Consider the following 19751-nt stretch of genomic DNA (forward strand, 5'->3'; position numbering starts at 1 on the left):
CCCCACCGCTGCTGCGCATTCTGCATGAGCGCGTCACGTCTGTCACAGGTGTCCCACATCGCCGTCCCATGGGGCGCTGTCTTCGCAGGTCAACGGGGTGCTCGTCCCGGAAGAGCGCCATCTGTGGCGCGACCGTGGCGGCCGTCGACTCCCGCCCTCCACCTTTGATCCCGCCATCTGGCCCGCAGGTGCGGGCCCCCCAGCCGGAACCTCGTCCGTACGTCCGCCCGATCGGGACGTTCGCCCCGCGTATGTGCTCGCCCCTCCCCCTCCCGCAACCGAAGGAGAACCCCGCCATCATGGGAAGACTCGCGTTCCTCACCCGCCCCGAAGACACGAACCCACCGCACCCGGTCGCGCACCGCCCCGGAACACCGTGGCGGATCCGCGTCGGAACCTTCGCCGCCACCGCGGCGATGGTCTCGGCCGGCATCGTGCTCGGTGCAGGACCGGCGTCCGCGGCGCCGGCCCCGGTCAGGCTGACCTCCGCGTCCTGCCCCAACGAGATCCTGCAGGGCCAGACCAGCGGCTGTGTCACGGAGTTGCAGAACCTGCTCAACGCGCACGGCGCCGGTCTTCAGGTGGACGGACAGTTCGGACCGGCCACGCTCTACGCGGTCCGTGAGTACCAGGCCGCCACGGCGATCGCGGTGGACGGGCGGGTGGGCCCCGCGACCAAGAGCAAGCTGTACGCGACCGGAGGCTCGGCCCCCGCCCCGGTCAACCTGAACTCCTCCTCGTGCCCGGCGAACCTCGTGCAGGGCGCCAAGGGCGGGTGCGTCACCGAGCTCCAGCGGCTGCTGATCCACCACGGCTTCGCGGTCGACGTGGACGGTGACTTCGGCTCCGGGACCGCGAGCGCCGTCCGCAGCTTCCAGTCCGCCCACGGCCTCACGGTCGACGGCCAGGTCGGCACCAACACCAAGCGCGAGCTGTACGACACCGACGAGTCACCGTCGACGGGCGTGGACCTGAGGTCGGCCTCCTGCCCGGCGAACATCGTCGAGGGGCAGAGCGGCGGTTGCGTCGCCACGTTGCAGTCCCTGCTGAACGGCAAGGGACACAGCCTCGACGTGGACGGCAGTTTCGGTCCGCAGACCCTGGCGGCCGTCAAGGCGTTCCAGTCCGCGAGCGGGCTGTCCGTCGACGGTCAGGTCGGTCCGAACACCAAGGCCGCGCTGTACTCGAACATCGGCGGTGGCGGCGGCAACGGCGCGCCCGCGCCGATCAACCTGACCTCCGCGTCCTGCCCGAACGAGATCGTGCAGGGCCAACGCAGCGGCTGTGTCACCGAGTTGCAGAGCCTGCTCAACCACCACGGTGCCGACCTCGCCGTCGACGGCGACTTCGGCCCGCTCACGGGCAGCGCCGTCCGGGACTTCCAGGCCGAGAAGGGCCTCTCGGTCGACGGCCAGGTGGGACCGAACACCAAGGCCGCCCTGTACGGCGCGGTCACCCCGCCGTCCTCTCCCCCGCCCGGCGGTGGCTACGCCAAGATGCTCGACGTGGCGGCGGCCGAGGTCGGCACGGCCGAGGGCAGTGCCCGCGCGAACAGCTACGGCTCGGCCGTGGGGCTTTCGCTGTCCACCAGCAACTACGCCTGGTGCGCGACCTTCGTGAGCTGGGTGGCCAAGCAGACCGGAGCCACCTCCTACCGCAACACCTATGTCTCGGGCTGGGTCAAGCAGGCGCGGGCCGGCAACTACCACCTCTCCGTGACGACCAACCCGCAGCCGGGTGACATCGTGGCCTTCGACTGGAACGGCGGCAACGACTTCACCGGCGGCCACGAGCACATCGGCTTCGTGCGGACCGTGTCGGGCTCGTCCTTCACCACCGTCGAGGGCAACACGGGCAACCCCAACGGCGGCGGCGACGGCGTCTACGTCAAGTCCCGGTCCACGAACAGCGGTTACGACGTGCTGTTCATCAGGGTCCGCTGAGCCGAGCCGGCCGTCGCCCGACCCGGGAGGTCAGGCGACGGCCGGCTGTCCCGCCGCGCGCAGCGACAGTGCCTGGTGGTAGCGGCGCAGCAGGAGCAGGGCGGTGGCGGCGAGCCCCGTCAGCAGGCCGAGCCAGACGCCGACGGTCTCCAGCCCCGCGAGGTGTCCGAACAGCCAGGCGGCGGGCAGGCCGATCAGCCAGTAGCCGACCAGGGTGATCCGGAAGCCGCTCCCGGTGTCGTCGAGGCCGCGCAGCAGACCGACCCCGATGTTCTGGGCGCAGTCGAAGAACTGCAGGACGGCCGCGATCAGCAGCAGGCTGGTGGCGATGTCGGTCGCGCTGTGCCCGTCGGCGGAGGACGGGTCGAGGAACGGGCGCAGCACCAGGCCGGGGGCGGTGAGATAGACGACGCCGACCACGGCCATCACGGCCGCCGCGCACGCCAGTGCCGTGTTCTTGATGCGCTGGGCCGCGTCGATCCGGTCCAGGGCGAGTTCGCGGCTGACGTTGAGGGACGCGGCGTGCGAGAGGCCGACCGCGATCTGGAAGACGATGTAGATGAGCTGGTTGACGGCGGTGTGCGCGGCCAGCGCGGCACTGCCGAAGGTGCCGATGAGCAGGGCCACGACGGAGAAGAACCCGGCTTCGGAGCCGTAGGTGGCGGCGATCGGCACGCCCAGCCCCGTCAGCCGGCGCAGGGTGGCCGGGCGGGCCTTCCAGATCCGGATGTCGAGCAGCGGTGCGAGCCGGGGGTCGCGGCGTGCGGAGCCGTACAGGGCGAGGCAGGTGAGCAGGTAGACCAGCGAGGTGGAGATGCCGATGCCGGGCAGGCCCAGCTCCGGAAAGACCCATGTGCCGTGGATCAGCAGCCAGTTGAGGCCCGCGTTGACCGCCACCGACGCGATCGTGATGCGCAGCAGGGCCTGGGGGCGGCGCATGCCCACGGTGAACTGACGGATGGCCTGGAACCACAGGCAGGGGATCAGGCCCGGGGCGAGGGTGAGCAGCACCGGCCAGGCGGTGGCCACGACGTCCGGGTCCTGGCCGAGGTGGGCCACGGCGCGGCCGATCAGCAGCATGACGAGGGCGCCGGCGACCCCGGCCAGGGTGGCCAGCGCGAGCGCCGCGCGGACCACGTCCCGGACTTCCCGGGTCGCCGACTCGGAGAGCTCCTCGTCCTCGTCGGCACGGGCGGAGGCGGCGGACACCTGGTTGCCGACCGCGGTGACGAGGCCGACACCCATGGTGCGCAGCTGGTTGAAGACGACCATCGCGAGGCCGCCGCCGGCCAGGGCCTCGGCGCCCATCAGGCCCATCATCACCGTGTCGGTGGTGGTGAGGGCGACCTGGGCGAGCTGGGTCAGGGCGAGCGGCACGGCGAGGGTCGCCAGGGCTCGGCTGTCGCGGAGCAGGGTGGTGAGCGGTGTCGGCATCGGGTGTCGGTTCTCACGAAGGGGTGTCGGCATCGGGTCAGTTCTCGCGGAGTTTCGTCAGCAGTTCGTCGATCTCGCGCTCGACGGCCGGGTCGATGAGGTCGCGGTCGTTCATCCAGTCGTCGTCGAAGACGGTGTCCATGTACTTCTCCCCTCCGTCATTGACCAGCGCGACCATAGTCGTGCCGGGGGCCAGCGAGGACATGCGGGTCAGCGCCTCGTGCACCACTCCGCCCGCCGAGCCGCCGATGAGGAGGCCGATGCGGCGGGCCAATACCCGCGCGGTGGCGAACGCCTCGATGTCGCCGACCTTGACGCCCTCGTCCAGCAGCTCGTAGTCGACCATCGCGCCGATGGTGGCGCCCTCGGGCGTGCCGGTGCCGGACTGGTAGTAGTCGTGGGCGGGCGGCCCGAAGGCGATCGACCCCTTGGGCTCGACCCCGACGATCCGTACCCCGGGCACGGCCTTGCGCAGTTCCCCGCCGGTCCCGAAGAGTCCGCCCCCGGTGCCCACGGCGCCGATCAGGATGTCGATACGGCCGTCCAGCGCGGCGTCCAGTTCATGCGCCACGGGCCGGTAGCCGTCCCCGTTGGCGAGGTTGTTGTGCTGCTCGGTGAAGTAGGTGTTGTCGCTGCCGGCCGCCAGCCGCTCGGCGAACTCCTCCCGGGCGGCCGTGGCCAGCTCCTCGTCCCCGTCCTCGGCGACGTAGACGAGTTCGGCACCGAGCGCCTTCATGCCGCGCAGTTTGTCGGCGGCCGCGTGATGGTCGACGACGGCGGTGAAGGTGTAGCCGCGCTCGGCGGCGATCACCGCCAGGCCGAGTCCGGTGTTGCCGGAGGTGGACTCGACGATACGGCCGCCGGGGCGCAGCAGCCCGCGCTCCTCGGCGTCGAGGACCATCTGCCGGGCCATGCGGATCTTCGCGGTGCCGGTGGGGTTGAACTGTTCGAGTTTGAGCAGGAGTCGGCTGCCGGTGTCGGTGCGGCACAGTTCGAAGAGCGGGGTGTGGCCGATCAGGTCGGAGACCTGGCTGACCACGGCGGGACGCGCGAGCGCCTTGTCCATCGGATGGCTCCGGGGTTCGAGGGGGGCGAGAGTCAGGCGAGTGGAGGGCGGTCGAACCGCCAGCGGGTGCTGCCGTCGGCGGTGTCGAGGACGACCTTCGGGGGGAGCGGAAGCTCGTGGAAGGGGGACTCGTTGGAGTCCATCTGGTATCCGGCGGTGTTGGGGTAGACGAGCAGGTCGCCGACGGCGGGGCGGGCGGGGAAGCGCACCTTGCGCCAGGTGACCATGTCGGACTCCAGGCAGGTGGCGCCGCCGACGCAGGCCGCGTACGGCTCGCCCGGCCCGGTGCGGGAGAGCAGCACCGGATCGGGCAGGTACTCGCTGGCGAACCACTGCTCGGACAGGCTCAGGCTGCTGCCGTCGACGGTGACGACGCCGTAGCCGTCGAGGTCTTTCACGCCCTGGACGCGGAAGACCGTGCAGCCGGCCCTGTCCAGCAGCGCCCGCCCGGGTTCGAGGAGCAGCTTCACCCCGGCCTCGCGCAGTCGCCCGGCGAGACCGTGCGCGGCGAGGACCGCGCGCAGCGCGTCGGGGCCGGCCACCGGCGAGTGGTACGGGTAGAAGTCGCCCGGCGCGAAGGACTTGCCCGCGTGGTAGTGCTCGGGCCGCTGGTCGCGCAGGTAGCGCTCCCAGTGCGGGGCGTCCGTGTAGTCGACCGCGAACCCGCCGCCGATGCTGATCCGGTCGGCTCGCAGGCCGGACGCCTGGGCCTTGAGGCACAAGTCGACGAGTTCGGCGGCCAGTTCGGCGCGCATGAGGGGGTCGTAGCCGGAGAGGTGGAAGGAGAATCCCTCCATCACGACTCCGGCTTCCCGGCATCGCACGAGAGCTGTCTCCAACTCGCCGTCGTCCAGCCCGAATCGGCTGTTCGGCTGGGCGGGCGGGAGGCGTCGGAGCAGTACGCGTGCGGGCCGGCCGATCCCGATGAGGCGTTCCAGTTCGTCGAGGGCGTCGACCGCGATCAGACACCCTTGGAGCACGGCGACCCGCAGGAGTGCGTCGGCCTTCGCGGGACCGGTCACCACGATGTTCTCGCCACGGACCCCGCACCCCAGCGCGTCCCGCAGTTCACCGCTGCCGGCGACGTCGACTCCCGTACCGGACAGGGCGCATCGCTCGATCCACGCGGCTGCCTTGTTCGCCTTCTTCGCGTAGTACACGCGCCCCTCGACGCCGAACTCGTCGAGCACTGCCCTGAAGGCGGCGGCGTTGGTGTCGAAGCGGTCGGGCAGCAGCAGATGGAAGGGGCCGCCGATCGCGTACGACAGCTCGTGCGGCAGTGGGCCGGACAGGATCGCGTCGAGCCACGGGTCCGGGTGGGCCGGCAACGGCGGGGCCGCCGTCACTGCGGTCACGCCCACAGCGACACCCGCGTCCCCAGGCCCTGTTCGACGGCGAGCTGTGCGAACCGGTGGCCGAGGGCGATGTCGGTGACGACGAGCCCGCTGTTGTAGGCGAAGATCCGCTCGTCCGCGGAGCGCCGACCCTGCGCCCGGCCCGCCACGACCTCGGGGAACTCGGCGTCCACGGCGGGGAAGTTACCGTCCGCGTCGGCCATGTCGGTGCCGGTGACCTTCATCTGTGCCTCGCTGGTCGCGATGACGCGGTCCGCCCGCTGGAGCGTGGAGGGCGCGATGCCGTGGCCGACCAGGATCGACAGGGCGCCCGGCTTGAGGTCGTCGGACTCCACGGCGGCCGGGGTGTGCTGCCCCGCGGTGGCGACCACCACATCGGCTTCCGCCGCGGCGGCCCGTACGTCGTCGACCACCTCCAACTCCCGGTCGGGGAAGTGGTGGTGGAGTTGCTCCCGGACCGCGGCGAGGCCGTCCGGGTGGGTGCCGTGGACCATGAGGCGGTCCAGCCCGGGCAGGGTGGTGAGCAGGAAGGGCAGCGCGAGGCGGCCCTGGGTCCCGGTGCCGATGACGAGGGCGCTGCGGCTGTCGGGCGGCGCGCACTCACGGGCGAGGAGCGCGGAGACGGCGGGGGTGCGCAGGGAGCCGATGCGGCCGCAGTCCATCATCGCGACAGGCAGGCCGGTGACGTCGTCGTAGACGGTGAGCGTCGTGTAGTAGTGCTGCTGGTCGCGGGACTTGTCCAGGCCGTGCTTGTACGACGTCTTGATCGCGACGACCTCGCGGACCCCGTCCCGGCCGAGCATGGCGTACGAGACGGAGTGACCGTCCTCGGGTTTGACGGTGAGCTTGCGCGGGTTGGCGGACCTGCCGTCGGCGAGGGTGCGGTAGGCCTCCTCGACCACGGCGACGACGTCGGTCAGCGAGATGTCGATGCCCGCGAGGTCGCTGGTGCTCAGGACGCGCAGGGTCTTGTCGTCCGTGCGTGCGGGGGTTCCGGTCACGGCTGTTCCCTTCGGACCAGGGTGGGTGAGCAAGGAAGTTGACGGTGCATCAGCTGAGCGCGACGAGCGCGGTCTGTCCGTACCCGTGTTCGTCCGCCTCGGTGTACGGGCGGCTTCGGCGGCCGGGGACGCGTACCGAGGCGCGCTTGAGCCAGCGGTCGGTGCCGTCGTAGCGGGCCCGGAACGGGACCCGGCCGTGGACGGCCATGTCGTTGTCGACGACCAGGACGTCACCGGGTTCCAGGGCGACGGCGACCGAGACGCGTTCGAGTTCGGAGGTCAGCCGGTCGTAGGCGGCGCGGTAGTCGGCGGGCGCCTCGTCGAGCGGGGTGTAGGCGGGGTCGTAGCGCAGGGTCGGGCCCGCCTCGGTCTGCCACAGGGCGGGGACCTTCGGTGGCTCGCCCCCCGCGAAGGACCGGGCCGCCGCGTAGGCGTCGTCGGGGAGGACGGGCAGCACCGGGCGGGAGAGCAGCGCGATGTCGTCCGCGCCGAGGCGGACCTTGCGGATGCTCGCGGCGGTGGTGGCGACGGCGTCGTGGTTGCGCATGCAGGCGAGCAGCAGCAGGTGGGCGCGGCCGGGGTGGAAGGCGTCTTCGGTGTGCGGGCTGAGCAGCACCGTGCTGCTCGCGCCGGTCTGTTCGTCCTCGTGGCCGGGCGAGGGCACGATGTTGTGCACGAAGCGGCCCTCCTGCTGCCCTTCCCAGGCGATCGGGTGACCCATGACCGTGGCGAGCAGCAGCAGGATCAGGTCCCAGGCGGCGGCGCGGTCGCCGGCCGTGGCCCAACTCGTCGGGGTGGGGCCGATGCCGCCGTCGTCGACGGGCAGGCCGCGCAGGACGTACAGGCCGTCGTCGGTGTCGACCGGGCGACACACCTGATGAATCGTTTCGCCCAATCGGGTGGCGGACCTCGCGATCCGGCGGAGCAGTTCCGGCCGGGCGGCCGAAGTGCCGTAGTCGGCAAGGATCTTGTGGGCGGTCTCGGTCAGCTCGTCGACGGCGTGCGGGTCGAGCTGCCGGACGGGTGCGGCTCCCGTGAGCATGGCGCAGACATCCCTTTCGGGGGGCGGGTGGGGGGTGCGGTGGAGCTCGGAGCCCCTGTGGGCTTCCTGTGGGTCTGCTGGGCGATCGCTGCGGAAACGTAACAGCCGAAGTTAGGTTAGGCAACCCTCACCTAGGTTCACTGCTTCCTCTGGGCATCGCACGCCTCACGTGCGCCGTTGCGTGCCCCCATGCGCCGATCTGACGCCTCGCCAGAGATCGGGAATGTCCCCGTCAAGGCTTGCGCACTGGTGATTTCTTAGGGTAGGCACACCTAAGCAAACTGCCATGTGAGTGGAACGAGGTCGTACGACGTGAACCTGAACAGACGTCAAGTGCTGTGGGCCGGCGGCGGAATGGGCGCGGCCGTGCTGCTTGCCGCCTGCGGCGGTGGTGACGAGACCTCGGACAAGTCGCCGGCGAAGGCGAACGAGAAGCCCCGGCCCGGCGGCACCCTGCGCGTCGGTGCCCTGGGCCGCGCCTCGGCCATCACCCGCGATCCGCACGGCACTCAGGCCAACGAGAGCGACTACCTGATCATCTCGCTGGTGTACGACACCCTCACGGTCCCCGGCACCAAGCCGAACACCGTTCCCCGCCTCGCCGCGCGCTGGCAGGCCTCGGACGACCTGAAGACCTGGCGCTTCACCCTTGCGAAGGGTGCGAAGTTCCACGACGGCACGCCGGTCACCGCCGCCGACGTCGTGTGGTCGCTCAAGCGGCTGCGCGCAACGCCTTCCGGCGCCTCCCGGCTGCCCGGCATCAAGGCCGAGAACATCAAGGCGGAGGGCGCGGACACCGTCGTCCTGGTGTCGGACTACGCCAACGCCGAACTCCCCCAGCTGACCCGCCTGACGACGTTCGTCCTGAAGCAGGGCACCAAGGACTCCGACCTCGGCAAGGCGCCCGGCACCGGCCCCTTCAAGCTGGACTGGTTCCGCTCCGGCAACGCCCGCCTGGTCCGCAACGACGACTGGTACGGCGGCGAGGTGTACCTCGACGCCGTCGAGGTGAAGATCTTCGAGAGCCCGCAGGCGATGGCCAACGCCCTACTGGCCGGGCAGATCGACGTCGCCTCCAACGTCGGCGCGGTCGCCGCCCGTACGGCCGAGAAGCGGGGCGACATCCAGATCGTGCGCCGCCCCAATGACATGGCGATGCCGATCGTGATGCGTACCGCCGACGGGCCCTTCGCGGACACGAAGGTGCGCGAGGCGCTGCGGCTCGCCGTCGACCGCGAGGCCATGGTCAAGCAGGTGCTCTCCGGCTACGGCACCGTCGCCAACGACGTCCTCGGCACCGGCGACCCGGCCTACGCCAAGGACATCCCGCAGCGGAAGCGGGATGTGGCCAGGGCCAAGCAGCTGCTGAAGGAGGCCGGCTTCGACACCTCGAAGACGTACCGGCTGCTCACCACCGAGGACATCGCGGGACTCGCCGAGTCGGCCACCCTGTTCGCCTCCCAGGTCCGCGAGGCCGGGGTCAAGGTCGAGGTGGTCAAGCAGGAGTCGGCCACCTTCTGGGACAAGACCTGGCTCAAGGGCGACCTGTACACCACCTATTGGGGCACCAACGACTCCGTGGTGTTCTTCGCCAGCAAGACCATGGTGTCCGACTCCGGGCAGAACGAGGCCGGTTGGAAGGACCACGCCTTCGACGCCGCGTACAAGAAGGCGATGGCGACCAAGGACGCGGCGGCCCGCGCCGAGGTCCTCCAGGAGCTCCAGCAGATCGAGTTCGACGCGTCGGGCTATCTGCTGTGGGGCATGGCCGACGGCATCGACCTCGCGGGCGCGGCCGTGCGCGACCTGCCCACCCTGCCCGGCTACGGGCGCGTCCAGCTCGAGCAGGCATGGCTGGCGCGCTGACCGGCGGTGAACCGGCCGCGGCCTCCGAGGCCCGGCCGGTTCCGGCTGTCGTGCGTACGGCCCTGTACGCGGCCGGGGTCCTCGCGCGCCGGATCCTGCTGCTGGCCGTGCTGCTCGCCGCCGTCTTCGCCGCCGTGGAACTGCTGCCGGGTGACGCGGCGAACGCCACCTCGGAACGCGGCGAGAGCGCGGCCGACCTCGCCGCCCGGCGCCACCTGCTGGGCCTGGACCGGCCGGTGGCAAAACGGTTCGGGGACTGGATGACCGGCCTTCCCACCGGCGACCTCGGCACCTCCGCACGCGGCGAACCGGTCGCGGACCTGCTCGCCCACCCGTTCCCCAACACCCTGCTGCTCGGCGGGCTCGCCCTGCTGGTGACCCTCGCGGCCTCGGTCGCGCTCGGCTGCTGGGCGGCGGCCAGGCCGGGCGGCTCGGCCGACCGGGCCGTGTCGGCGAGCGCCACCGGCATCCTCGCGCTGCCCGAGTTCGTCGTCGCGGTCGCCCTCGTCCTCGTCTTCGCGCTGTGGACGGACTGGCTGCCCGCCGTCACCCTGACCGACGCCGACGGCTCGCCCGCCTCCTGGCGGATGCTCGTCCTGCCCGTCCTCGCCCTGGCCGTCCCGCAGATCGGCTGGAACACCAGGATCGTCCGGGCCGCGCTCGCCGACGAGGCCAAGGCTCCGCATGTCGAGACCGCCGTCCTCGACGGACTGCCCCGGCACCGGATCCTCACCCACCACCTGCTGCCCGGGGCGCTGCCCACCATCGCGGCCGGCCTCGCCACCTCCACCGGCATGCTGCTGGGCGGCGCGGTCGTGGTGGAGACCGTCTTCAACTACCCGGGCATCGGCTCCGTCCTCGCCGGAGCGGTCGCCGACCGGGACAGCCCCGTCATCGCCGGGGTCGTCGCCGTCACCGGAGCCGTCGTCACCGGTGTGCTGCTGCTCGCCGACCTCGTACGCGCCTGGGCCTCGGGAGGCCGGACATGACCGCTCTCACCGCACCCGCGAAGGCGCCGACCAGGACTCCCCCGCGCCGCGGCCGCCTTCGTGTCGCCCTCCGGGTGCTCCCGGCCGTCCTGCTCACCGCCCTCGCCCTGGCCGGACCGTGGCTCGCCCCGCACGCCGTAGACGCGCCGGTCGTGGCGCCGTACGCGGAACCGGGCGGCGAAGCCCCGCTCGGCGGCGACCAGTTGGGCCGCGACGTGCTCAGCCGCGTCCTCGCCGGTGGACGCGAACTCGTCGTCACGTCCCTCCTGGTCGCCGTCCTGGTCACCGCGGTCGCCGCCGTGCTCGGCGCGGTCAGCGCGCTGCGCCCGGCCCTCGGACGGATCGTCGAACGCACCGCCGACGTGCTGATGCTGCTGCCCGCGGTGCTCGGCATCCTGCTGGTCACCCTGTCCTGGCCGGACGGCGGACGGCTCGCCGTCGTCACCGCGTCGGTCGTCCTCGGCGTGCCCTACGCGGTGCGCCTGGTCGCCGGGGCCGCCGCGCCGGTGGCGGCCTCCGGGTACGTGGAGGCGGCAGCCGTCGGCGGCGAGAAGCTGGGGTACCTGGTGGTCCGGGAGGTGCTGCCCAATCTTCGGGCCACCCTGCTGGCCCTCTTCGGACTGCGCTTCGTGGCCGCCGTCTACCTCGTCGCCACCGCCGGGTTCCTCCAGGTAGGGCCTCAACCGCCCGCCGCGGACTGGGCGTTGATGATCCGTGAGAACTCCGCCGGCATCGTCCTCAATCCCTGGGCCGTCCTCGCTCCCAGCATCGCCATCGGCCTGCTGGCGCTGAGCGTCAACCTGGCGGCCGCCGCCCTCGTCCCCTCCACCGGCCGGAAGGCGGTACCCGCACTGTGAACCACATGCCTCACTGGTACTCCGAGGGCCAGGCGGCGGACGGGGAGAGCGCGGTCCGGGTCACCGGCCTGACCGTCACCGCGCCCGACGGGCGTCTCCTGCTCGACCGGGCCGGCCTCGAGCTGGCTCCGGGGCGCATCACCGCTGTCGTCGGCCCCTCCGGGTGCGGCAAGACCACCCTGCTGCGGGCCGTGGCGGGCGCTCTGCCGCCGGGCACCGAGCGCACGGCGGGCAGCGTCAGCGTCCTCGGCCAGGACCCGCTCACCCTGAGCGCAGTAGCCCTGCGCACGCTGCGCCGGAGCCGCCTCGCCTACGTCGGCCAGGACCCGGGCTCCGCCCTCAACCCGCGGATGAAGGTACGCCGCCTGCTCGCCGAAGTCGCCGTGGACAAGAGCCCCGAGGCGGTTCGGGCGCAGCTCGCCGAGGTGCGCCTGCCCACCGACGACGGTCTGCCCGACCGCCGTATCGGCGGCCTGTCCGGGGGCCAGCAGCGCCGGGTCGCGCTCGCCCGCGCCCTGGCCCGCCGCCCCGCGATCCTCCTCCTCGACGAACCCACGGCAGGACTCGACCCCGCCCTGCGCGACGAGGTCGCCGACCTCCTGCGCCATCTCGCGGAGCACCACCGGATAGCCGTCGGCCTGTCCTGCCACGACCCGGACCTGGTGACCCGGCTCGCCGACGACGTCGTGGACCTGACCGGCCCCCGCCTGACACACAGCGGGGCACGACCCGCACCCGCCCCGCGCGAGCGGGCCGCGCACGACGGGCCGCCGACCCTCACCGCGTCCGGCCTGCACGCCGCGCACCTCCACCGCGGTCGCCGGGTTCCCGTGCTGCACGGCGTCGATCTCACCCTCGCCGCCGGCAGCAGCCTCGGCGTGGTGGGCGCCTCCGGGTCCGGCAAGACGACCCTGCTGCGCACTCTCGTCGGCCTGCACCGGGCCACCGCCGGCACCGTCAGCCTGGACGGCACCCGTCTCGCCGCCACCGCGCACGGACGCTCCCGCGAGCAGCGCCGCCGTCTCCAACTCGTGCCGCAGGACCCCCTGGGCACCCTGAACCCCAGCCGCACCGTCGGAGCCACCCTGCGCCGCCCGCTGGTGCTGCACCGCCGGGCCGGCCGAACCGAGGTCGCCGACCGCGTCCTGGAACTCCTGGACCAGGTCGGCCTGCCCGCCGCGTTCGCCGACCGCTACCCCCACGAGCTGTCCGGCGGTCAGCGTCAACGCGTCGCGATCGCCCGCGCGTTGGCGGCCGACCCGGACGTACTGATCTGCGACGAGGTCACCTCGGCGCTGGACTCGGACACCACCGTCGCCGTCATGGACCTGCTGGCGGACCTGCGGGACCGGCGCGGCCTGTCCCTCATCCTGGTCAGTCACGACCTGCGCCTGGTCGCCGACCGCACGGACACCCTGGCCGTACTGTCCGAGGGCCGGGTCGTGGAATCGGGCCCCACACCCCGCCTGTTCACCTCCCCGTCCCACCCGGTGACCACAGCACTGGCCACGGGGACACTGCTCAGCGGGTGACGCGGGGCGGGTGGGGGACGCACCCCGAGGTGAGCCGCGTCGCATCGGCCCGGGCGGGACTTGCTATGCAACGAGTTGCATAGCACGATCGTCGGCATGGCGCTCGAACACGCGATCCTGGTGTCGCTCCTGGAGAAGCCCGGGTCCGGCTATGAGCTGGCCCGGCGTTTCGAGCGGTCCATCGGGTACTTCTGGACCGCGACCCACCAGCAGATCTACCGCGTGCTCAAGCGCATGGAGAACGACGGCTGGGTCGACGCCCACGACGTCCCGCAGCACGGACGGCCGGACAAGAAGGAGTACTCCGTCGCCGACCTCGGCCGGGCCGCGCTGTCCTCGTGGCTGCACGATCCGATCGAGCCCGACAGCGTCCGCCACGACCTCGCGGTGAAGATCCGTGGGGCCGCGTTCGACGACCCCACCGCGCTGATCCGGGAGGTGGAGCGGCACCGGCAGGCACACCGCGATCGACTGGCCCACTACCTCGCGGGCCAGGAACGCGACTTCACCGGACCGGAGGCGAAGGCGGCGGTGCCGGACGCGCCGCTCGATGCGGAGACCGAGCTCCAGCACGTCGTCCTGCGCGGCGGCATCGCCTACGAGCGGATGATGATCGGCTGGCTGGACGACGTGCTCGCCACGCTGGCCCGGTTCGGCACGACAGATCACTGACCGCCCCATGCCGACAGCCGCAGCGAACGCCTACGGCTCCGGTTCCCCCGGTCCTCAGACTTCTCCACCTGTCCCACACCCCGAGCTCAAAGGAGTCCTCACCATGCCCGACCCGCTCCTCTTCAACCCCCGCACCTACGACCCCGCGCACTTCGATGCCGAGACGCGCCGCCTGCTGCGGGCCACCGTCGACTGGTTCGAGGAGCGGGGCAAGCGGCAGCTGATCGAGGAGTACCGCACGCGCGCGTGGCTCGGTGACTTCCTCGGCTTCGCCGCGAAGGAGAACCTGTTCGCCACGTTCCTGACGCCCGCCTCCGCCGCCGGGGAGGAGGACGGGGACAAGCGGTGGGACACCGCCCGGATCGCCGCACTCAACGAGATCCTCGGCTTCTACGGCCTGGACTACTGGTACGCCTGGCAGGTCACCATCCTCGGTCTCGGCCCGGTCTGGCAGAGCGACAACGTCGCCGCCCGCGACCGCGCCGCCCAACTCCTCACCGAGGGCGAGGTGTTCGCGTTCGGCCTGTCCGAGAAGACACACGGCGCCGACATCTACTCCACCGACATGCTGCTGGAACCGGACGGCGACGGCGGCTTCCGCGCCACCGGCTCCAAGTACTACATAGGCAACGGCAACGCCGCGGGTCTCGTCTCCGTCTTCGGCCGTCGCACCGACGTCGAGGGCCCCGACGGCTATGTGTTCTTCGCCGCCGACAGCCGTCACCCGGCCTATCACCTGGTCAAGAACGTCGTCGACTCCTCCAAGTTCGTCAGCGAGTTCCGCCTGGAGGACTACCCCGTCCGGGCCGAGGACGTCCTGCACACCGGCCGCGCCGCCTTCGACGCCGCACTCAACACCGTCAACGTCGGCAAGTTCAACCTCTGCACCGCCTCGATCGGCATCTGCGAGCACGCCATGTACGAGGCCGTCACCCACGCGAACAGCCGCATCCTGTACGGCCGTCCCGTGACCGCGTTCCCGCATGTGCGGCGGGAGTTGACCGACGCGTACGTCCGGCTCGTCGGGATGAAGCTGTTCAGCGACCGCGCCGTCGACTACTTCCGCAGTGCGGGCCCCGAGGACCGCCGCTACCTGCTCTTCAACCCGATGACGAAGATGAAGGTGACCACGGAGGGCGAGAAGGTCATCGACCTGATGTGGGACGTCATCGCCGCCAAGGGCTTCGAGAAGGACAACTACTTCGCCCAGGCGGCCGTGGAGATCCGCGGTCTGCCGAAGCTGGAGGGCACCGTCCACGTCAACCTGGCGCTCATCCTGAAGTTCATGCGCAGCCACCTGCTCGACCCGGCGCCCTACCCCGAGGTGCCGACCCGTCTCGACGCCGCCGACGACTCCTTCCTGTTCCGGCAGGGACCGGCCCGCGGGCTCGGCTCGGTGCGCTTCCACGACTGGCGGCCCGCCTTCGCGGCGTACGCACACCTGCCCAACGTCGCCCGGCTGCGCGAACAGGCCGACGCCCTCTGCGAGTTCGTCACCACCGCGGCCCCCGACGCCGAACAGAGCCGCGACCTCGACCTCCTGCTCGCCGTCGGCCAGCTGTTCGCCCTGGTCGTCCACGCCCAGCTCGTCCTGGAGCAGGCCCGCCTCACCGGTCTCGACGAGGACGTGCTCGACGAGCTCTTCGCCGTCCTCGTCAGGGACTTCTCCTCCCACGCCGTCGAACTGCACGGCAAGGACTCGGCGACCCCGCGGCAGCAGGAGTGGGCGCTGGGCGCGGTCCGGCGGCCGGCCGTCGACCCGGAGCGCACCGAGCGGGTCTGGCAGCGGGTCGAGGCCCTGTCGGGCGCGTACGAGATGGCCCCGTAGCCACACCGAGCCGTACGGCAGGACCGTGGGACCAGGTCCGTACTGGTCCCACCGGCTCCCCGCCCCCGGCCGCCGTCACCGGGCCGCGTGCCTGCTAGATCTCGGGGCGGCCGTGAGCGGGGTCGGCGGGGAGTTCGGTGTGCAGGCGGACCGTGGTCCCGGCCTCGGGGGTGGAGCGGATCTCGACGAGGTCGCACAGCTGGTGCACGAGCCACAGTCCCCGTCCGCCCACCTGTGTGGGGACCGGCCTGGAGCGCCCGGCGAGGGGGTCGCTGATGTATCCGGCGTCCCGGAACTCGCACACCAGACGCCGGTTCTCGGCCCAGGTGCGCAGGACGCCCTGGCCGCCTCCGTGCCGGACGCTGTTCACGGCCACTTCGGTGGCGGCCAGGTGGAGCTCGCGCAGGCGGTGACCGCGCAGGCCGAGGAGTTCGGCGCAGGCGGAGATCTTGTCCCGCAGGGCGGGAAGGTCACCGCTCGAGTAGGCGAACTCGTCGTAGGGATCGCAGGGGTGGGTCAGCGGGACGAAGTCGAACGGTGCCTGCCGGTCGAAGTCGGTGGAGGGGGTGGTGCGGCCGTCCGCGCGGATCTCGGGGTGGCAGCGGGCCATCTCCTCGATGGCCGCCTGTTCGCCGGCGAGGTCGTACGGGCACAGCAGCCACCAGGCCGGGCCGTCGGCGAAGGCCCTGTTCAGCAGCCACTCGTGATAGCGCAGCTCCTCCACCTCGGAGCGGGAGCGGGCCTCCGCCCAGGGCGATTCACCGATCCCGCGCACAGGTCGCCCCTGCGCCGTGTACTCCTTGATCCATTCCTGCCAGGCTCCGATGAGGCGACCCGGATGGTGCGCCAGCGGGCTGGTGTCGACGTACTGCACCGCGCGGTCGTCGGGGACCTCGGCGCGCAGCAGGGAGGCCTTGCTCTCGGGGACGGCCACCACCACGGCCTCACCGCCGTCCAGCGCCTCCCTGATGAAGCCGACGGTGCCCTCGAGGAACTCCTCACCGGAACGGTACGGGTACAGCTCGTGCCGGTATCCCGCACCCGGGGGCGAGGACTCGGCACGGGGAGGGGAGGAGGTCACGGCGTCATCACCACCGGAATCGAAGGGTCTGCGAAGCCGGTCAGCTCCCAGGCCAGGCGTACGGTCTCGTTCGTCCCCTCCAGCACCACCTTGCGGTCCGGCAGGTGTCGGGCCGCGTCGGCGAGGGAGCTCATTCCGGCGGCGTCGAGGAAGTCCAGGCCGTGGCAGAGGAGGCGTACCGTCACCGCTTGGCACAGCAGCGTGCGCAGGATGGCGCCGAACGCGGGGGCGCCGTCGGCGTCGACGACCCCGTTGACGGTCCAGCCGTCCTTGCCGGTGCGGTACACCTGGAAGGCGGGTGACGCCGGACGGCTGCCCAGGTGCTGCGGATGCACGCACGGCGCGTGGTCGGGCGCCGGGGCAGTCCCGTCACCGCACTGGTAGGCGCAGACCACCAGGGCACCGCTGTCGGCGGCGAACTCCTCCAGGTCGAGCTCGCTGCGCAACAGCTGTTCCGCGTCGGCCGCGGGCCCTGCGTAGGTCACGTGGTGCAGCACACGCAGCGAGCGGTACCCCTCACGCTCCGCACTCACCGCCTCGCGACGCACCGCCGAGATCAGGGATCCGTCGAGCCGGGCCGGGTCGAGCACCACGGGGGCGAAGGCCGCGGTCGTCCCGGAGAACGGTCCGACGATCAGCACCTTGTCGCCGTAGAGCTCACCGTCGGAGACGAAGGCCCTGCTGCGGTCCCAGACGTCGTCCGCGGGCTCCAGCAGTTGCAGGACGTGGTCACCGGAGCCGACCTCGTCGAGTGCCGCCAACGTGCGCGTCGCTCGCACCACAACCTCCCCTCACCTCACGTTCACCCTACTCAACAGCGCCTCCCCCCTCCTGCCCGTAGCGGCTGACGGCACACGTGACAAAGGCCGGCCGCATCCCGACAGGCGGTGAGGCCCCTGCTGGGATGCGGCCGGCCCTCTTGGCGCGGGCCGGAGGCCGTCAGGCGTCGAGCGCGTCGATCAGGGCCTTGGTCACGTCCTCCGTCGTGGCCGTGCCGCCGACGTCGCGGGTGAGAACGCCCGCGGCGGTCGTCGACTCGATCGCCTTCTGGAGGCGCACCGCCTGCTCCGGCAGGCCGAAGTGCTCCAGCATCAGCGCCGCGCTGCCGACCGCGCCGATGGGGTTGGCCAGGCCCTGACCCGCGATGTCCGGGGCCGAGCCGTGGACCGGCTCGAACATGCTGGGGAAACGCCGCTCGGGGTTGAGGTTGGCGCTCGCGGCCAGGCCCAGGCTGCCGGCGAGCGCGCTGCCGAGGTCGGAGAGGATGTCGGCGTTGAGGTTGGAGGCGACGACGACGGAGAGGTCCTCGGGGCGCAGGACGAACTTCGCGGACATCGCGTCCACCAGCACGCTCTCGGTCTCCACGTCCGGGTAGTCGGCGGCGACCCGCTTGAAGACGTCGTCCCACAGGACCATGCCGTACTGCTGGGCGTTGCTCTTGGTCACCGAGGAGACCTTCCTGCGGTCCCGGGTGCGGGCCAGGTCGAAGGCGAACCGCATGATCCGCTCGCAGCCCACCTCGGTGAACAAGGCGGACTGGACGGCGACTTCACCCCCGGGTCCGCGTCCGCCGAGGTTGCGGCCGCCGAGTCCCGCGTACTCGCCCTCGCTGTTCTCGCGGACGACGACCCAGTCCAGGTCCGTGTGGTCGGCCTTGCGCAGCGGGCTCTGCACACCGGGCAGGAAGTGCACGGGGCGGACGTTGGCCCACTGGTCGAAGTTCTGGCAGATCTTCAGGCGCAGGCCCCACAGGCTGATGTGGTCGGGCACGGTGGGCCAGCCGACGGCACCGAAGTAGATGGCGTCGAAGTCCTTCAGCCGCTCCAGTCCGTCGTCGTCGATCATCTTGCCGGTGCGCTCGTAGAACTCGCAGCCCCAGGGGAACTCCTCCCAGTCGAAGGCGAAGGGGTCCGCCGAGTTCCGGGAGCTGTCGGCCAGGGCGTCCAGGACGGTGCGCCCGGCGGCGACGACCTCCTTGCCCACCCCGTCGGCGGGGATGGCGGCGATGCGGAACGTGCGGGGTGCGGCTGTCATGGGTGCCTCCGGCTCGCTGTCGTGCGGTCGGTTCGAGTCAACACAGCGGCACGGCGGGGCGTCCAAGACCTGCTTTCGATAGGACGTATAGGCGGGGCCGATCGGTCCTGCGTCAGGCGGTGGGTGCCCGCCGGCCGGCCAGCGACCTGGTGAGGGCGAGGAACGTCCGCGCGGCCGGCGTGAGGTGCGCGGGCAGGCTGACCATGGCCACGTGCAGGTGGGCCGTCGGCTCCAGGGGTGCCACCACCGCCCCGCAGCGGCGGGCCAGCCGGGTCCAGGAGGACGGCAGGACGGCGATCCCGACGCCGGTCAGGACCAGCGGCAGGATCGACGTGCGGTGGTCGACGACCGTCACGATCTCCGTACCGGTGCCGCCCGCGGTGATGTCGTCGACGATGTGGCGCATCAGGCTGCCGGTGCGCGAGGCGATGAGTTTCTGTCCGGCCAGGTCCCCGGGCCGGAGCGTGACGTCGTCCTCGATCGTGCCGCCGGGCGCGGCCACGACCACGAACGGCTGGTCCTCGACGTGCAGTACGTCAAGGCCCGTCGGCTGGAGCGGAGTCGCGCTGCCGAGCAGGCCCAGTTCGCAGGCGCCGCTGCGGACCAGGGCGATCACCTCGTCGGGGGTGAAGGCGGCGTGCGTGCTCACGGTCACCGCCGGATACCGGTCGGCGAACCGGTGGATGAGCGTGGTGAGCGGTTCGATGCCGGGCGAGGGCATGGTGGCGACTTCGACCGTGCCGCCGTGCAGTCCGGTGAGCGCGGCGGCGGTGTCGCGTACGGCGGCCAGGTCGCGCAGCACGCGCCGGCTCGGCTCCAGCAGTTCCTGGCCCGCCTCGCTCAGGACGACACCCCGGCCGACCCGGTGGAAGAGGGCGACCCCGAGATCGGCCTCCAGGTTCGCCATGGCCTGCGACAGGGACGGCTGGGCCACGTGGAGGGCGGCCGCGGCCCTGCTGAAGCCGCCGTGTTCGACGATGGCCAGGAAGTACTCCAGTTGCCGGGCGTCCACGGCACCTCCCCGCTCTGTGCTGGTACGACGGGCGGAGCG

Annotated in this window: 16 protein-coding genes; 7 read left to right on the forward strand and 9 right to left on the reverse strand. The window is 71.8% G+C overall.

From position 1 onward, the window contains the following. Nucleotides 1-299: 299 nt before the first annotated feature. Complete coding sequence (locus AC2XR2_RS00735; protein ID WP_491513899.1) at nucleotides 300-1943, forward strand: peptidoglycan-binding protein; 1644 nt, start codon at nucleotides 300-302, stop codon at nucleotides 1941-1943. A 30-nt stretch (nucleotides 1944-1973) separates the two neighbouring features. Here the strand turns inward: AC2XR2_RS00735 and AC2XR2_RS00740 are convergent, their stop codons facing one another. The 5 genes from AC2XR2_RS00740 to AC2XR2_RS00760 are packed head-to-tail and all read right to left on the reverse strand — an operon-like array spanning nucleotide 1974 to nucleotide 7841. Further along, nucleotides 1974-3377, reverse strand: coding sequence for an MATE family efflux transporter (locus AC2XR2_RS00740; RefSeq protein ID WP_491513900.1), 1404 nt, complete (start codon nucleotides 3375-3377; stop codon nucleotides 1974-1976). 37 nt (nucleotides 3378-3414) lie between these two features. Further along, nucleotides 3415-4443 carry a cysteine synthase family protein gene (locus AC2XR2_RS00745; RefSeq protein WP_491513901.1) on the reverse strand — a complete coding sequence of 343 codons (1029 nt, stop codon included), beginning with the start codon at nucleotides 4441-4443 and terminating at the stop codon, nucleotides 3415-3417. A gap of 32 nt (nucleotides 4444-4475) precedes the next feature. Further along, nucleotides 4476-5804: a type III PLP-dependent enzyme domain-containing protein gene (locus tag AC2XR2_RS00750; RefSeq protein WP_491513902.1), complete on the reverse strand. Its 1329-nt coding sequence runs from the start codon at nucleotides 5802-5804 to the stop codon at nucleotides 4476-4478. Next, entirely contained in the window at nucleotides 5795-6799 is a 1005-nt protein-coding gene (locus tag AC2XR2_RS00755) for an ornithine cyclodeaminase family protein (RefSeq protein ID WP_491513903.1), read from the reverse strand. The genes AC2XR2_RS00750 and AC2XR2_RS00755 overlap by 10 nt, the downstream gene beginning before the upstream one ends. 49 nt (nucleotides 6800-6848) lie before the next feature. Beyond that, nucleotides 6849-7841: a TauD/TfdA family dioxygenase gene (locus tag AC2XR2_RS00760; protein ID WP_381302551.1), complete on the reverse strand. Its 993-nt coding sequence runs from the start codon at nucleotides 7839-7841 to the stop codon at nucleotides 6849-6851. Nucleotides 7842-8153: 312 nt separating this feature from the next. On the opposite strand from AC2XR2_RS00760, the gene AC2XR2_RS00765 reads away from it, so the two are divergent. The 6 genes from AC2XR2_RS00765 to AC2XR2_RS00790 all read left to right on the forward strand — a co-directional run bounded on the left by AC2XR2_RS00765 (nucleotide 8154) and on the right by AC2XR2_RS00790 (nucleotide 15585). Further along, complete coding sequence (locus AC2XR2_RS00765) at nucleotides 8154-9707, forward strand: ABC transporter substrate-binding protein (protein ID WP_491513904.1); 1554 nt, start codon at nucleotides 8154-8156, stop codon at nucleotides 9705-9707. Next, a complete protein-coding gene (locus AC2XR2_RS00770; protein ID WP_491513905.1) occupies nucleotides 9692-10696 on the forward strand; it encodes an ABC transporter permease in 1005 nt (334 codons plus the stop codon). Before AC2XR2_RS00765 ends, AC2XR2_RS00770 begins: the two co-directional genes overlap by 16 nt. Further along, the gene (locus tag AC2XR2_RS00775; RefSeq protein WP_491513906.1) at nucleotides 10693-11553 is read left to right on the forward strand and encodes an ABC transporter permease; all 861 of its coding nucleotides are present in this window, start codon (nucleotides 10693-10695) and stop codon (nucleotides 11551-11553) included. Before AC2XR2_RS00770 ends, AC2XR2_RS00775 begins: the two co-directional genes overlap by 4 nt. Beyond that, the gene (locus AC2XR2_RS00780; RefSeq protein WP_491513907.1) at nucleotides 11550-13085 is read left to right on the forward strand and encodes an ABC transporter ATP-binding protein; all 1536 of its coding nucleotides are present in this window, start codon (nucleotides 11550-11552) and stop codon (nucleotides 13083-13085) included. Before AC2XR2_RS00775 ends, AC2XR2_RS00780 begins: the two co-directional genes overlap by 4 nt. A gap of 96 nt (nucleotides 13086-13181) precedes the next feature. Further along, nucleotides 13182-13757 (forward strand): PadR family transcriptional regulator, encoded by a 576-nt coding sequence (locus AC2XR2_RS00785; protein ID WP_381302546.1) that lies wholly within the window; start codon nucleotides 13182-13184, stop codon nucleotides 13755-13757. A 103-nt stretch (nucleotides 13758-13860) separates the two neighbouring features. Further along, entirely contained in the window at nucleotides 13861-15585 is a 1725-nt protein-coding gene (locus AC2XR2_RS00790; protein WP_491513908.1) for an acyl-CoA dehydrogenase family protein, read from the forward strand. 94 nt (nucleotides 15586-15679) lie between these two features. Here AC2XR2_RS00790 and AC2XR2_RS00795 read toward each other — a convergent pair whose 3' ends face one another. From AC2XR2_RS00795 to AC2XR2_RS00810, 4 genes are all read right to left on the reverse strand, one after another. Then, nucleotides 15680-16666 (reverse strand): anti-sigma factor RsbA family regulatory protein, encoded by a 987-nt coding sequence (locus AC2XR2_RS00795; protein WP_381302543.1) that lies wholly within the window; start codon nucleotides 16664-16666, stop codon nucleotides 15680-15682. Further along, nucleotides 16663-17445 (reverse strand): MEDS domain-containing protein, encoded by a 783-nt coding sequence (locus AC2XR2_RS00800; RefSeq protein WP_381302541.1) that lies wholly within the window; start codon nucleotides 17443-17445, stop codon nucleotides 16663-16665. The genes AC2XR2_RS00795 and AC2XR2_RS00800 overlap by 4 nt, the downstream gene beginning before the upstream one ends. Before the next feature lie 160 nt (nucleotides 17446-17605). Next, nucleotides 17606-18700 carry a tartrate dehydrogenase gene (locus AC2XR2_RS00805; RefSeq protein ID WP_381302540.1) on the reverse strand — a complete coding sequence of 365 codons (1095 nt, stop codon included), beginning with the start codon at nucleotides 18698-18700 and terminating at the stop codon, nucleotides 17606-17608. Nucleotides 18701-18812: 112 nt separating this feature from the next. Then, nucleotides 18813-19712, reverse strand: coding sequence for a LysR family transcriptional regulator (locus AC2XR2_RS00810; protein ID WP_491513909.1), 900 nt, complete (start codon nucleotides 19710-19712; stop codon nucleotides 18813-18815). Between the last annotated feature and the right edge of the window lie 39 nt (nucleotides 19713-19751).

It is taken from the genome of Streptomyces sp. LS-MS-L19 (assembly GCF_058382285.1).

What these genes read in the sequence shown, in the direction of transcription:
- AC2XR2_RS00735 (WP_491513899.1), top strand. Translation starts at nt 300, where the DNA reads ATGGGAAGACTCGCGTTCCTCACCCGCCCCGAAGACACGAACCCACCG.
- AC2XR2_RS00740 (WP_491513900.1), bottom strand. Translation starts at nt 3,377, where the DNA reads ATGCCGACACCGCTCACCACCCTGCTCCGCGACAGCCGAGCCCTGGCG.
- AC2XR2_RS00745 (WP_491513901.1), bottom strand. Translation starts at nt 4,443, where the DNA reads ATGGACAAGGCGCTCGCGCGTCCCGCCGTGGTCAGCCAGGTCTCCGAC.
- AC2XR2_RS00760 (WP_381302551.1), bottom strand. Translation starts at nt 7,841, where the DNA reads ATGCTCACGGGAGCCGCACCCGTCCGGCAGCTCGACCCGCACGCCGTC.
- AC2XR2_RS00770 (WP_491513905.1), top strand. Translation starts at nt 9,692, where the DNA reads ATGGCTGGCGCGCTGACCGGCGGTGAACCGGCCGCGGCCTCCGAGGCC.
- AC2XR2_RS00775 (WP_491513906.1), top strand. Translation starts at nt 10,693, where the DNA reads ATGACCGCTCTCACCGCACCCGCGAAGGCGCCGACCAGGACTCCCCCG.
- AC2XR2_RS00785 (WP_381302546.1), top strand. Translation starts at nt 13,182, where the DNA reads ATGGCGCTCGAACACGCGATCCTGGTGTCGCTCCTGGAGAAGCCCGGG.
- AC2XR2_RS00790 (WP_491513908.1), top strand. Translation starts at nt 13,861, where the DNA reads ATGCCCGACCCGCTCCTCTTCAACCCCCGCACCTACGACCCCGCGCAC.
- AC2XR2_RS00805 (WP_381302540.1), bottom strand. Translation starts at nt 18,700, where the DNA reads ATGACAGCCGCACCCCGCACGTTCCGCATCGCCGCCATCCCCGCCGAC.